The 12479-nt window shown below is 49.1% G+C and carries 14 protein-coding genes; 1 reads left to right on the top strand and 13 read right to left on the bottom strand.

The features are described 5' to 3' along the window. Positions 1-60 precede the first annotated feature (60 nt). Complete coding sequence (locus B9A14_RS05540; protein ID WP_084664584.1) at positions 61-474, bottom strand: secondary thiamine-phosphate synthase enzyme YjbQ; 414 nt, start codon at positions 472-474, stop codon at positions 61-63. A 225-nt stretch (positions 475-699) separates the two neighbouring features. On the opposite strand from B9A14_RS05540, the gene B9A14_RS05535 reads away from it, so the two are divergent. Next, the gene (locus B9A14_RS05535; RefSeq protein ID WP_084664582.1) at positions 700-1551 is read left to right on the top strand and encodes a KaiC domain-containing protein; all 852 of its coding nucleotides are present in this window, start codon (positions 700-702) and stop codon (positions 1549-1551) included. A gap of 23 nt (positions 1552-1574) precedes the next feature. Here the strand turns inward: B9A14_RS05535 and rpe are convergent, their stop codons facing one another. From rpe to B9A14_RS05475, 12 genes are all read right to left on the bottom strand, one after another. Further along, the gene (gene rpe / locus B9A14_RS05530; protein ID WP_084664580.1) at positions 1575-2267 is read right to left on the bottom strand and encodes a ribulose-phosphate 3-epimerase; all 693 of its coding nucleotides are present in this window, start codon (positions 2265-2267) and stop codon (positions 1575-1577) included. Between the two features lie 5 nt (positions 2268-2272). Further along, positions 2273-3145, bottom strand: coding sequence for a ribosome small subunit-dependent GTPase A (gene rsgA, locus B9A14_RS05525; RefSeq protein WP_084664578.1), 873 nt, complete (start codon positions 3143-3145; stop codon positions 2273-2275). 10 nt (positions 3146-3155) lie between these two features. Next, entirely contained in the window at positions 3156-4994 is a 1839-nt protein-coding gene (gene pknB, locus B9A14_RS05520) for a Stk1 family PASTA domain-containing Ser/Thr kinase (RefSeq protein ID WP_084664576.1), read from the bottom strand. A 4-nt stretch (positions 4995-4998) separates the two neighbouring features. Next, on the bottom strand, positions 4999-6390 hold the full coding sequence (locus B9A14_RS05515; protein ID WP_084664574.1) for a peptidoglycan D,D-transpeptidase FtsI family protein: 1392 nt from the start codon (positions 6388-6390) through the stop codon (positions 4999-5001). A gap of 5 nt (positions 6391-6395) precedes the next feature. After that, a complete protein-coding gene (locus tag B9A14_RS05510; protein WP_084664572.1) occupies positions 6396-7628 on the bottom strand; it encodes an FtsW/RodA/SpoVE family cell cycle protein in 1233 nt (410 codons plus the stop codon). Continuing rightward, complete coding sequence (locus B9A14_RS05505; protein WP_084664570.1) at positions 7621-8331, bottom strand: Stp1/IreP family PP2C-type Ser/Thr phosphatase; 711 nt, start codon at positions 8329-8331, stop codon at positions 7621-7623. The genes B9A14_RS05510 and B9A14_RS05505 overlap by 8 nt, the downstream gene beginning before the upstream one ends. Beyond that, on the bottom strand, positions 8285-8683 hold the full coding sequence (locus B9A14_RS17350; protein WP_269456775.1) for an FHA domain-containing protein: 399 nt from the start codon (positions 8681-8683) through the stop codon (positions 8285-8287). The genes B9A14_RS05505 and B9A14_RS17350 overlap by 47 nt, the downstream gene beginning before the upstream one ends. Before the next feature lie 77 nt (positions 8684-8760). Further along, positions 8761-9501 carry an FHA domain-containing protein gene (locus B9A14_RS05495; protein WP_084664568.1) on the bottom strand — a complete coding sequence of 247 codons (741 nt, stop codon included), beginning with the start codon at positions 9499-9501 and terminating at the stop codon, positions 8761-8763. A 3-nt stretch (positions 9502-9504) separates the two neighbouring features. Beyond that, on the bottom strand, positions 9505-10572 hold the full coding sequence (rlmN, locus tag B9A14_RS05490) for a dual-specificity RNA methyltransferase RlmN (RefSeq protein WP_084667050.1): 1068 nt from the start codon (positions 10570-10572) through the stop codon (positions 9505-9507). A gap of 191 nt (positions 10573-10763) precedes the next feature. Further along, positions 10764-10898 (bottom strand): cyclic lactone autoinducer peptide, encoded by a 135-nt coding sequence (locus B9A14_RS05485; RefSeq protein WP_084664567.1) that lies wholly within the window; start codon positions 10896-10898, stop codon positions 10764-10766. Positions 10899-10920: 22 nt separating this feature from the next. Further along, positions 10921-11574, bottom strand: coding sequence for an accessory gene regulator ArgB-like protein (locus B9A14_RS05480; protein WP_084664566.1), 654 nt, complete (start codon positions 11572-11574; stop codon positions 10921-10923). A gap of 44 nt (positions 11575-11618) precedes the next feature. Continuing rightward, a complete protein-coding gene (locus B9A14_RS05475; RefSeq protein WP_172839048.1) occupies positions 11619-12479 on the bottom strand; it encodes a sensor histidine kinase in 861 nt (286 codons plus the stop codon).

Below are 12479 nucleotides of genomic sequence, written 5' to 3'. Positions count from 1 at the left end.
TCAGGAGGCACCCTCACTCTAAAAGCCTCAAGATCTGTACCAGAAATCTCCAACACAGTTCTATTCCCCTATTACTTTGATGATGACTCTCTTTCTTCTCTGCCCATCAAACTCGGCGTAAAATATCTGCTGCCACGGGCCCAGATCCAGCTTGCCATTGGTAACAGGTAAAATGACCTGGTGATGGACTAATATGCTCTTCAAGTGTGCGTCGCCATTGTCCTCGCCCGTTTGGTGGTGGCGATAAGGTTTCCCAAAGGGAGCGAGCTTCTCGAGCATCTCGTCTAGATCCTGGATGATGCCTTCCTCATCATCGTTAACATAGACTCCGGCGGTAATATGCATGGCAGATACCAGGACCATACCTTCCTGAATACCACTTTCTTTTACCGCCCTTTCTACTTCGTCGGTGATGTTGATATACTCACGGCGTCTTAGGGTGTTAAACCATAGGTATTTAGTGTAGGCCTTCATTTCAATCTCCCTCCCTAAATTTTGAGCAGAAAAAGTCCTCTATGATGAGAATTTTACCTAATTGTTGCCTTTCCAGGTTTAACCAGATACTCGTCAGCCCCTAAGGCCTAATCCTTGACTTGGACTCGGAGGCCATTCTAAAATGGAGCAGCAGGTGGTGCTATGGACCTGACTTTCTTACCTAGTCTAGCTGGCCCAAGACTTAAGAAGGAGGGGAAGTAAAAGTTGCGGGTTTTAAAGCTTAAGGAGCTTGAGGAACGTATCCCTAAGCTTTTCGGTATCCCTTCAGGCGTTCCAGGGCTAGACGACCTTTTCTTTACCTTCACCATGGAAGAGGAGGGCTACCGTAAGGTGCCTCTAAAGGGCCTTCCTTCGGCTTCAGTAGTGCATCTTACAGGCGTGCCCGATACGGGTAAAACCCTTATGGCTGAACAGTTCGCCTTGACCCAGGCTGCACGCCAATTTGCCACCCTTTTTGTTACTGTAGAGGTTCCTGCTCCCTTCTTAGCCCAAGGGCTCCGCCAAAGGGCTCAGGCCTTAAGATTGGCCTGGGAGGAAATCGAAGACAAAGTTTTTCTCTTGGAGCTTGTCCGCCTACCCGAGGTGAGGGAAAACATAGGAGAGCTCTGCCATCATTTGACTCAGATCATCAGAGACCACAATATAAAGGCCTGTGTTATAGACTCCATCACTGGGCTTTACGAGGGCAAGGAGACTGCGGCACGCACCATAGTGCGCCGCCTTTATGAGGTAATGAAGGAGCATTATCAGACAGCTATCTTCATCTCCCAAAAGCGCAGCAGCCACGAAGAGATCTCTGCTGAAGCAGCTGGCGGATACGGTGTATCCCACATCCTGGACTGCACGCTGGTCTTAACCAAGATGGTGGTCAGCCGCAGCACCTCTTCTTTCTACGGGAAGGAACCAGGAGATATAGTCCGCACTGTACGCATTGATGGCTGCCGGGTGTGCGGGCACGATCCCCGCGTGCACCTTTTGGAAATCGAAGAAACAGGGATCGTCCGTGTCGGCCCTGCCCTCAGCGCCAAGGCTGCCGAACTAAGAACCGGAAGGTAGGCCATTTAAGGCCTTAGCTCTACCTACCCTCTATAGCCAGTTCTCGCATCGACCTCTTCAGCTCGGCTTGCGGCATAATGTAGGGCCTTAAAGGCAGCGACTCTATCCTGTTGGCCGAAAATAGCAGTCCCCGCTACTAGAACCTGGGCACCAGCCCGACACACAGCAGCAGCATTATCCGCGCTGATCCCCCCGTCCACTTCTATCAACACTTCTTTCCCCTGGGCTTTTATTAATCTAGCCAATTCCTCTATTTTCCGGAGCATAGAAGGAATAAAGCGCTGGCCTCCGAAGCCAGGGTTAACCGTCATAACGAGGACCATATCCACTTCTTCCAAAACCCATTCCAGCCCCTGGAGGCCAGTGGCCGGATTCAATGCTACCGCTGGCCGGCAGCCTGCCTCCCTCACTTGGTGGATTACCCTATGGAGGTGTGGACAGGTCTCCACATGTACAGAAATCCATTCCGCCCCAGCTTCGGCAAAGGCTTGGATAAAATTCTCCGGCTGTTCCACCATAAGGTGCACATCAAAAGTTAATTTAGTGTAGGGTCTTAAAGCAGACACTACCCCCGGCCCGAAGGTGAGGTTAGGGACAAAATGCCCATCCATTATGTCTAAATGTAACCATGTAGCCCCCGCTGCTTCTATACAGGCGATCTCTTCCCGCAACCGGCCAAAATCAGCCGCAAGTAACGAAGGCGCTATAATGACCATGCTTTTTAGTAACTCCTTTCAGCTTCTATAACTTCACCCAAGAATTTTAGATAATGTTCATAACGATGGCGGGGGATAAGGCCCTTTTCTACCGCTCTACGTACTGCACAATCTGGTTCAGTACGATGCAAACAAGAATGAAACCGGCACTGGCTTTCATAAGGCTCCATTTCAAGGAAATAGCTCGCGAGCTCCTCTCGTTTCATTTCCGGTAAATAAAGCCGGCTAAAGCCTGGAGTATCGGCTACCATACCCCCTTCTTTTAATACAAGGAGCTCCACTTGTCGGGTAGTATGGCGTCCCCTCCCCATCTTGCGGCTGACTTCCCCGGTCTTTAAATTAAGACCAGGCTGGATAGCGTTAAGCAATGAAGATTTTCCCACACCCGAAGGGCCGGCAAAGGTGCTAATATGACCCTTCAAGGTTTCCCGTAAAAGTTCTATACCCTGTCCTGTCTTAGCGCTGGTGACTAACACCCGATAGCCGAGCCCTTGATACAAAGATGGTAAACCGATAAACTCCTCTTTAGCTATATCAGCTTTGTTCCAGCAGATAATGGGCTCCGTCCCATTGGCCAGGCTTAAGATCAAGAGCCTATCCAAAAGTTCCAGATCAGGGGGAGGCTCCCCCAAGGACATTACTATGATAACCTGATCTACATTGGCCACCGCCGGTCGCTCTAGCTTAGTCTTACGGGGTAATATACCCTCAATTACTCCCTGGCCGGGGGCTATTTCTCTAAACTGGACGCGATCTCCAGGTAAAAACTCTTTCTCCTCTTGCCTAAAGCGGCCGCGCAGGCGACATTGATAAATTTCCCCATTAGCCTCTACAAAGTAGAAACCTCCTATACCTTTAAGCAGTATACCTTCCTTCACAACCTTTTTCCTATGGCACCGCCCTTTCCAAAATCATCTGGTCATCTTTAAAAACTTGCAGCTTCCCCTTACCATAATAGGGGACAACCGCCACAATTTTTTCTCCAGGTTTCTGGACATCATTATATTCCTCATGGGTACCTTTAGCATCAATAACCACAATCCGTATCCTATGTTCCTTCTGATCCCCACTAGGTGGTATGGTGACTACCGCTTCTTGCCTGGTTGGTCCTGGCCCCTGGCTGACTACCAAATTCACCGGGCTTCCCTGTAAAATAGAAGTTCCCGGCTGGGGGTCTTGACCAATTATTACCCCCGCATAGTGTTCCTCGTTACGTTGATAAGTTAAGGTGCCTAGCTCTAGCCCGCTTTCTTTTATCCTCTGTTGAGCTTCCGTTAAATTCTGTCCTATTAAGTTGGGGGTACGTACAAATTTGGGTTCTGGGCCCTTGCTAAGGGTTATTCTCACCTCGCTGCCCTCCGGCCTTGATGTACCAGCCGGTGGATCCTGGGCCACTACGGAATCAGCCGCGATGGTGGGGTGATAGACTCCTTGGGGATCAACGATTACAATAAATTTCTCGTTTTGTAACTTGGTCCTGGCAATGCGCTCAGGATCTCCGATCACGTTAGGCACCTGCCGCATCCGAGGGCCTAAGCTCACCACTAAAAGTACGGGACGGGATCGTTTAATCCTCTCTCCTGCCCTGGGTTCCTGGGAAATGACCCTTCCCGGAGGAACCTCCGGGTGATTCTGGCGGGCGTTGACTTGGCCCTTAAGTCCTGCTGCGGCCAATCGTTCCAAGGCTTCTCCTTCAGTTAAACCCTCAACCGAAGGCACTACCGTCTCTCCCACCACTAGATAGTAATGGAACCCAGCCCAGAGCCCCGCCATAGCCAAACCCAAAAAAGCAAGGATAATTAAAACCCAAGCCCATACCCGGGGTCGCCGTCTTGTACGAGCAACCGCAGGAGGATCCTTTTCCTGGGCTAGTAAAGGTAACTCCCTAGTAGCAAAATCATCCTCTTCCAGCACACTGCGGAGAGCGCGCAGGTCGGCCCTTAAGGCTGCCGCTGTAGGATAGCGCCGGGCTGGATCTTTAGCTAGGGCCCGAAGGATTATCCGCTCCAGGGCAGGAGGTATTGCGGGGTTTAGCTCCCTAGGTGGTCGAGGTTCTTCCTGAAGATGTTTTAAGGCTACCGCTAAAGGGGTGTCACCTTGAAAGGGGAGCTCTCCCGTAACCATTTCATAAAGTACCACCCCTAAAGCGTAAATATCTACGGTTACCCCTGTTGGTTCCCCGCGGGCCTGTTCAGGAGCCAGATAATGGACAGAACCTATTAAGGTTCCACTATACGTAAGGGTAGCCTCGGTCATAGCCTGAGCAATCCCAAAATCAGTAACCTTAACCCGACCATGTTTGGTAATAAGAATATTATGGGGTTTCACATCCCTATGAATAACCCCGTTCTCATGGGCATGTTCAAGGGCCTCGCAGATCTGGAGGGCGATGTCCAGCGCCTCACGGACAGAAAGGTGGCCCCTTTCTTTAATAATTTCCTTTAGAGAACGGCCTTCCACATATTCCATAACGAGATAATATAGGCCATCTTCTTGGCCTACATCGTAGATACTTACCACATTGGGATGGGAAAGCTTAGCTACAGATCTCGCCTCTTGTTGAAAGCGAGCTATAAAATCCTTGTCACTAGCGAACTGTTCACGCAAAATCTTAATAGTAACGCTCCGGTGAAGTAGGCGGTCCTCGCCCCGGTACACCTGGGCCATGCCGCCGCCCCCTAGAGCCTCTTTAATTTCATAGCGGCCCTCTAAGATCTTACCAATCACGCTTTCACCGCCTTAAGGCCTTGGCTATGATTTCACGAGCTACCGGAGCTGCCGCTTCCGCCCCCGCTCCGGCATTCTCCATAATTACACTTACTGCTATTTGGGGATTATCAGCTGGCGCAAAGCCTATAAACCAAGAATGGGCCTTACCTTGCGGGTTTTGGGCGGAACCCGTTTTACCTGCCACCTTAAGCCCCTGGAGTCTCGCACTCCGGCCAGTACCTTCCTCAACCGTAGCTACCATAGCCTCCTTAATAACTTGGGCTATATTAGGAGTAGTAGCCACCCTGGCTAGTCGAGGTTGAGTTTGTTTAACAACCTCCCCTTCATCACCTATAACCTTGGCTACTAGGAAAGGCTTCATCAATAAGCCTTTATTGGCTATGGCTGCAGCTACTAAAGCCATCTGCCAAGGGGTAGCCAATACCTTACCCTGGCCTATAGCGCCTTCGGCCAACAAATTGGCATCACTATCCTCCATAAAGGGAGCCTGGGAAACAACCACGGGTAGATCAAAGCTTAAGGCCTGATTAAAGCCGAAATTATCTGCCGCCTTCTTAAGGGATACAGGGCCGACCTCCAAAGCTAACTGGGCAAAAGTCACATTGCAAGAATACATCAAGGTTTCCCTAAAATTAATATTACCATGAACCTGGGGGCAAGTCAGCCTGCGGCCTTCAATTTCTATATATCCCGGGCAGTAAAAACGGCTTTCAGCTATTCGGAAATTCCTCTCCAGGGCTGCCGCCGCAACCACCAATTTCATAGTAGAACCCGGCGGATATAAGCCTTGGATAGCCCGGTTTAGAAAAGGGCTACCTTGCCGGGGATCCTGGAGTAGTTCCCATTGCTCTTCTACACTCTGTGGATCGAAGGAAGGGCTACTAGCTAGGGCCAATACTTCCCCAGTGCGCGGGTTTAAGGCCACCACTGCTCCCCGGTATCCCTCCAGCAACTGGAAGGCAAGACGCTGCAATTCAGCGTCCAAAGTTAACAGTAGACCATATCCTTTACGGGGCAAACCCTGTAGCCGCCGAAACTCGTTAAGATAACTTAGGCTTCCCACAAGGCCTAGTAGTTCGCCATCATAGGCTGCTTCTAATCCGCTCGTACCTAACCTAGGTGAAGCATAACCTATCACGTGGGCTGCCGCCCTCCCCAAGGGGTACTCCCTGTTCACGCGCCCTTGGAAGGAGCTAGAGCGGGCGAGAACCCTTCCCTCCCGATCCAGTATATCCCCCCTCAAGGTCTTTTCTTCCAGCAACTTAAGGCGAGGGTTAAGGGGATGAAGGTAGAGTCCTTCCGCTTTAAGTACTTGAAGATAGGTGAGATGCAAAATAAGGACAAAAAACATGGCCATCAAGGTTAAAGCCAAGTGCCTTACATGCTTGCCCATAATGCTTACACCTGCCGCCTGGCTGCGCTCACATTAAGGAGTAAACCTAAAATTAGATAACTTATAACCAGGGAACTCCCCCCGTAGCTTACAAAGGGCAAGGTAACGCCCGTCAAGGGTAAAAGTTTAGTTACCCCTGCCATGATGATAAAGGCCTGAAAAGTGATTAGTATAGTTAAGCCGGCGGCTAGCAAGGTTCCTTGCTCTTCAGGGGCATCCAAAGCCGCCCGAAATCCTCTATAGCCAAAAAGGAGGTAAAGTATGGCTGTCCCTAACCCCCCCAAGAAGCCCATCTCTTCCGCCATGGTGGCAAAAATAAAATCTGTAGCCACCGCAGGTATAATTTGGGAATAACCTAGTCCTACTCCGGTACCTAAAACCCTTCCGCTGGCTATGGCTAGTAACCCCTGTATTACCTGGTACCCAGCTCCTTGAGGATCCTCCCAAGGATTAAGCCATATGGCTATCCTAGACTTAAGGTGCGGGAAAAATACATAAGCACCCAAGGCTCCCAACGTAAATAAAAAAGTGCCTACAGCTACGTAACGTTTTCGGCCGGTAGCTAGGTATATTATGGCTAAGAAGACTACCAGTAAAATTAAAGCAGAACCCAGATCACGCTGGAGCACCAAAAGAAGTACCGCTAGATTAACCGCAACTAGAAGAGGGCCCCAGGACCGTGACCAACTCGGTTGCTCCAGCATAAGTTCCTTCTTTTCTTCCAAAAATCCAGCCAAAAAAAGCACTACCAGTACTTTAACCGCTTCCACAGGCTCAAGGCTTAAAGGACCCAAAACTATCCAGCTCTTAGCACCACCTATCCGGGTTCCTGCGATTATAGTCAAACTTAGAAAAAAAAGCCCTAAAATAAGATACAGATAGGGATATCGAAGTATCCGTTGATAATCCCTTCCTCTTAGGCATACGGATACCAAGGCGAGTAAACCTATCACCGTCCAGGCTACCTGTCGCTTAGCCAAGGTTGGATCTAAACGAAAAAGGAAAATTAGACCTAAGCTGGTCAACATGGCTGCTAGGGGTAACAAATATTCGTCTCCTTGGTGCTTGCTAGCCTTTAATACTAGATGGGCGCCCAGAAAGGAACTACATAAAAGACTGAACTCAGGAATCCCTAAAGAAGTGAGCGTTCCTCCCAAGATCTGGCTATAAAAATAGCCGCTTAAGAGTATAAGATTTGGCCACAGGAGAAGGGTAAACTCCCGCCACCTCCTACTCATAAGCTCCTAGCACCACCGTAACGTTATCGGGTCCTCCCCGTTCTAAGGCTAATCTTACAAGGCTTTGCACCGCCTCCTTAAGACCTGTTCTTGAGCTTAAGACCTCAGCGATTTCCTCATCCTTAACCACTTCAGGTAATCCATCAGTGCAAAGAAGCAGGCGATCTCCTGTATGTAGACCAACAACCCGGGTATCAACTATAACTTCGGCCTCAGTACCTAAGGCCCGGGTCAGAATATTACGATGGGGATGGAGGCGGGCTTGTTCTACTGTAAGATCACCGCTCCTTACCAGCTCACCCACATAGGAATGGTCGTGGGTTAAGACTTCCAACCGCCCGCCGCGAAAAAGATAAGCTCGGCTGTCGCCCACATGGGCCAGAAAAGCTTGGGAACCTACCACCCAAGCAGCTGTTAAAGTGGTACCCATCCCGCTCAATTCCGGGCTTTGGCAGGCCGAACGATATACCACTTCATTAGCGAAATGCACAGCAGCCAGGAGTTTAGCTAGCGGGTCTTCCACCAGTTCCTCTTTCAATTTTTCTGCTAAGGCCCGGAGGGCGAGGAAACTGGCTACCTCCCCTGCTTGATGCCCGCCCATCCCATCAGCTACGGCCAGAAGCCCTTTCTCGGTATCTACTAGAAAGGCATCTTCGTTATCTGGACGTATTAACCCGGTATGGGTAAGCGCCTCGGCTCGCATTCTCCCACCCCACTTCAAAAGTCACCCCGCCAATACGTACCTCCATTCCCGGTACGAGGTCTACCGGTCCTTCAATACGTACGCCATTTACATAGGTCCCATTAGTACTACCCAAGTCGCGGATCTGCCACCTCAAGCCTTGGCGGGTGATAATAGCATGGCGCCCGGAGACATGGCTTTCCTTTATAACGATATCGTTCCATTCCTCCCTCCCGATCATAATACTTTCGGCAAGGGGGTAAACTTCTCCTTTTTTTAAATTAGTATTTAAGGTTTCCCTTACCTTCAGAACCAATCTTCCACTCCGTAAAGGATAACATGTCCGGGTTTCCTTGAATAAATCCTGGTACATTAGTCGTAAAACATGGAATAAAAACAAATAAAGGAGAAAGACAAACAAAAGGCGAAACACCATTATAAGCCAAGGGGTCATTGCCCCACCACCTGCACTTGTAAGAGAGTACGTCCTACTTGAATGTGATCCCCAGGGTTTAACAAGGCCCGCTGCACAGGCTGACCGTTCACCAACGTCCCGTTTCTACTTCCTAGATCTGTAAGGATGCTTTTCCCTTCTTCTACTTCGATTTGACAATGTTGACGGGAAACTTGATCATCGGTTAAAAATACTTCGCAGGTAGGATTGCGACCTAATACTTGTCGGCCTTCATGTAAAACAAAGGTACGGCCCTGGTCCGGCCCTTCTACAACCAAAAGCCTAAATTCTGGACGGCGAGATGGAACGGATACTCCTTCTTTTACAGGAGGATATACCAATGTATCCTCTGGGGATGGAGAAGCCCATTGCTCCTCCATCCGGGCATGGACGCGAAGCCCCCCAGGTGGAAGCTCTTCGTCAAGTTCCCAAAGCACCTTGATGTCCCCCACCAAAGTATAATTCTGCGCCGATGCTCGTTCTCGTAGATACTCAGCCAATTCAGAAGCCAGGGCCTTCTTATACATGGAGAGGTTTTCAAAATCCCGGGGACTTAAGTACACTAAATATATATTAGGTACATAAACCTTATTAACGCTTATGGAACGGCTATCCAGCATAACCCTTACCAGGGCTTTAGCGATCTGTACCGGGTGTAGGGGCTGTTCCTTGCCCCGCTGGAAAATTCCTTCAAAAAGGCGTCGCCAAAAATTTTCTATATCCTCAAGCCAACCCATGCCCTAAACCTCCTTCGCCGAGTAATAACGTAACTGGCCACAGGCAGCCGCAATGCGGCTACCCCGGCTCTCCCTTATAGCTACCTCTAGACCCCGCTCTTTTAACTGTAGGGCAAAATCTTGCACTTGTTCGCCTGAGGACGGCTCCCAAGGAGATCCAGGAATAGGGTTAAAGGGCCAAAGATTTATATAGGCTAAGATACCTCCTACCATCCGAGCTAAACGTTTGGCATCTTCCAAGGAGTCATTAACTCCTTTGATCAAAATATATTCAAAGGTGATCTTCCGGTTAGTCTTTTCCACATAGTACTGGCAGGCCTTAAGAAGTTCCTTTAGCGGATAACGACGGTTGATAGGTACTAGCTTATCCCGTACCTCATCGGTTGTAGCGTGCAGGGAAACAGCCAGTTCAACCGGAGGTTCTTCCTCGGCCAGGCGTTTAATCTGAGGTACTAGTCCACAAGTAGAAAGGGTAATCTTCCGGTGGCTTATCCCCCAACCGTTAGGATCCATTAAGATACGCCGTGCTTTGAGAGCGGCCTCATAATTTAGTAAGGGCTCTCCCATGCCCATAAACACTATATTACCAATACGTTTTCCCCCTTCCCGGGGGCCTAAATAGCGCTGTAAAGCCCAAACTTGCCCCACGATCTCTCCGGCTGTAAGATTACGCCTAAAGCCCAACTGCCCTGTGGCGCAAAACCCGCATCCCAGCGCGCAACCGACTTGGCTGGAAACACAAGCGGTATATCTAGAAGCCTTACCCTCTTTCTCGTAGGTCATCAAAACGCACTCGATCTTTTCTCCATCGCGCAACTTAAGTAAAAGCTTAGTAGTACCGTCCCAGGGGTCTTGCCACTGGCGTAAGCAGGAAAATTGAGGGAGAAAGCCCACTTCTCCTAATCTTTCTCTAAAGGCCCGGGGCAAATTGGTCATTTTTTCCCATTCCCCAGCCTGGTGAGCATGAATCCAATGAAAAAGCTGGGTGGCCCGGTAACTAGGCTCTCCTAGTTGGGTTACAAGCTCTTTTAACTCACCCAGTTCAAGCCCATAAAGTTCAACTTTTTCCATACATAAGATTCCCCTGGTAAATATTATACCAGGCCTGAAAACTAGTATGGCTAAACTTATACCATTATATACCAATAGGTTCTTCCCCTTTTATAGCTACCCGAAAATAAAAAAACAGGAGGGTATACTCCCCCCTCGACTATACTCTACTTCCCCTAGTTGCGTTGCTATTCTCTCTATCTTTTCTACCCTTATCTCCGTAGGCCCTTCGGTACCTCCGGCTGGTACCAAGCCAAGGTACTGGTGGGCAAGACGCTACTCTGGGCTACCAATACCGCCAAAAGGGACAGGCAAGATACTGCCCAGGCTAGAGCCTTACGCCACATCCTTTTTTCACCTCCTCCCTGTTCAAAACCCCTTCCCGCCTAAACTCCTGTCCACCCTCTCTAGTAACCGGTACCCTAGTGGCGTGACAGTTAAAGTTTGTAGGAGCACGGCTATAATGGAGGCATAGAGAATACTCACTTTTACCCAACCTCTAGCCAAAAATACAGCAATTGACCAACTAGTTAAAAATAAAAAGCTTAACCGCCGGAGAAAGTTTCGCCTTAAAGGATTGGTAATAGGATTAGCCGGTGTATCTGCCGGCGCCCAGCGAGCAACTACCGCTAACCCTACCAAGGTAGCAGCAAGGGCTAACCCCATAACCCCCCATTCTGGCATTATCTTCTCTAAGTAACGTGCGGAACCAGCCGTAAGAAGCAAGGCCATCAGGGAGCTCACCAAACAGCGGTAATAGGCAGTGCAGTGGGCCCCTCCGGCGCCCAAACGATATACAGCCTGGGTAAGAAAAGCTGCCATCATTTCTGGGAACATTTTTACCAAAACCCCTACGCTTATTACAGCTACTACTTCCCCTAAAGCTCCCAAGGCTATCTCCAGGCCGTAGGTTATCACTGCCAGAGCCTCTGGCCCATAATTCCTGTAAGGTTTACTCTCTGGCCCAACCTTGGTAAGTAGAATTTGGGCCCATTTTCGAGCTATATTGTGAAGGCTTACCATATTTACATATTTCTATAGTAAAGATGAAAATCCTTCTTTTTCAGTTAAAATTTGCTGTCTTTATTGCGGGGAAAAAGAAGCGTAAACACGGTACCCTGGTCGCTGCTGTGTACACTAATGCGACCCTTATGCTTATCTACTAAAGTCTTAACAATAAATAAGCCCTGGCCATGACCCTCCCTGTTTTTTTTCGTAGTAAAACCCCGTTCAAAAATTTTTTGCTGTAGGGCCAGGGGAATGGCAGGACCGGTGTTACCTACCTCAAATACATACTCTTCCTCCCTCTCGTAAATACGTAGCCAGAGCCGCCTTTCACCTGTAGCCTCCTTGAGGGCTTCAATAGCATTGTCCAATAAATTACCAAATATTCTGGTTATATCCATCCCGGGCACCAGCAATTCCTTTAATTCGGTAGTTACCTCACACTGGCAAGCGATGCCTTGGGATTCCGCTAGGGTAATCTTGCTCTGGAGCAGGGCTGCTAGCGTAGGCTGGTTCAGGGAAATAATACGGGTGGGTTGGCGGATTTCAGCACATAAAGAGGCCACGTAGTCCCTAGCGTCGCCGATCATCCCCAGTTGCAGTAATCCATGGATTACCTGCAGATGGCTCATAAAATCATGACGCTGAGCCCGCAAGTTCTCTAGGCTTTCGCGTAAATTCTCTATGTATATGCGCTGGTTGGAAGCCTCCAGTTCTTTATTTACATACTTAAAAAGAAGGAAAATCAAGCTTAAAGAAGTAGCTATAAAAAAGGGCGAAATGACCTGGACAGCGGTAACTGCGTTGGGCCAGAGGGTAGGAAAAGCGGGAGCCATTATAAAATTTAGGTTTAATAAAACAAAAAAAAGGGTCTCTAACAAGATCAAAACCAAGGCCACCAAAATTAAAGGTTTTCTACTCAT

The sequence above is a fragment of the Thermanaeromonas toyohensis ToBE genome, from assembly GCF_900176005.1.
GTDB lineage: Bacteria > Bacillota > DSM-521 > Neomoorellales > Neomoorellaceae > Thermanaeromonas > Thermanaeromonas toyohensis.
The sequence above is the reverse complement of the archived record's forward strand: the minus strand, read 5'-3'. Positions and strand labels throughout refer to the sequence as shown.

What these genes read in the sequence shown, in the direction of transcription:
- B9A14_RS05540 (WP_084664584.1), bottom strand. Translation starts at nt 474, where the DNA reads ATGAAGGCCTACACTAAATACCTATGGTTTAACACCCTAAGACGCCGT.
- B9A14_RS05485 (WP_084664567.1), bottom strand. Translation starts at nt 10,898, where the DNA reads ATGTGGCGTAAGGCTCTAGCCTGGGCAGTATCTTGCCTGTCCCTTTTG.
- B9A14_RS05515 (WP_084664574.1), bottom strand. Translation starts at nt 6,390, where the DNA reads ATGGGCAAGCATGTAAGGCACTTGGCTTTAACCTTGATGGCCATGTTT.
- B9A14_RS05505 (WP_084664570.1), bottom strand. Translation starts at nt 8,331, where the DNA reads ATGCGAGCCGAGGCGCTTACCCATACCGGGTTAATACGTCCAGATAAC.
- B9A14_RS05480 (WP_084664566.1), bottom strand. Translation starts at nt 11,574, where the DNA reads ATGGTAAGCCTTCACAATATAGCTCGAAAATGGGCCCAAATTCTACTT.
- B9A14_RS05475 (WP_172839048.1), bottom strand. Translation starts at nt 12,479, where the DNA reads ATGAGTAGAAAACCTTTAATTTTGGTGGCCTTGGTTTTGATCTTGTTA.
- rlmN (WP_084667050.1), bottom strand. Translation starts at nt 10,572, where the DNA reads ATGGAAAAAGTTGAACTTTATGGGCTTGAACTGGGTGAGTTAAAAGAG.
- B9A14_RS05495 (WP_084664568.1), bottom strand. Translation starts at nt 9,501, where the DNA reads ATGGGTTGGCTTGAGGATATAGAAAATTTTTGGCGACGCCTTTTTGAA.
- B9A14_RS17350 (WP_269456775.1), bottom strand. Translation starts at nt 8,683, where the DNA reads ATGTACCAGGATTTATTCAAGGAAACCCGGACATGTTATCCTTTACGG.
- rpe (WP_084664580.1), bottom strand. Translation starts at nt 2,267, where the DNA reads ATGGTCATTATAGCGCCTTCGTTACTTGCGGCTGATTTTGGCCGGTTG.
- B9A14_RS05510 (WP_084664572.1), bottom strand. Translation starts at nt 7,628, where the DNA reads ATGAGTAGGAGGTGGCGGGAGTTTACCCTTCTCCTGTGGCCAAATCTT.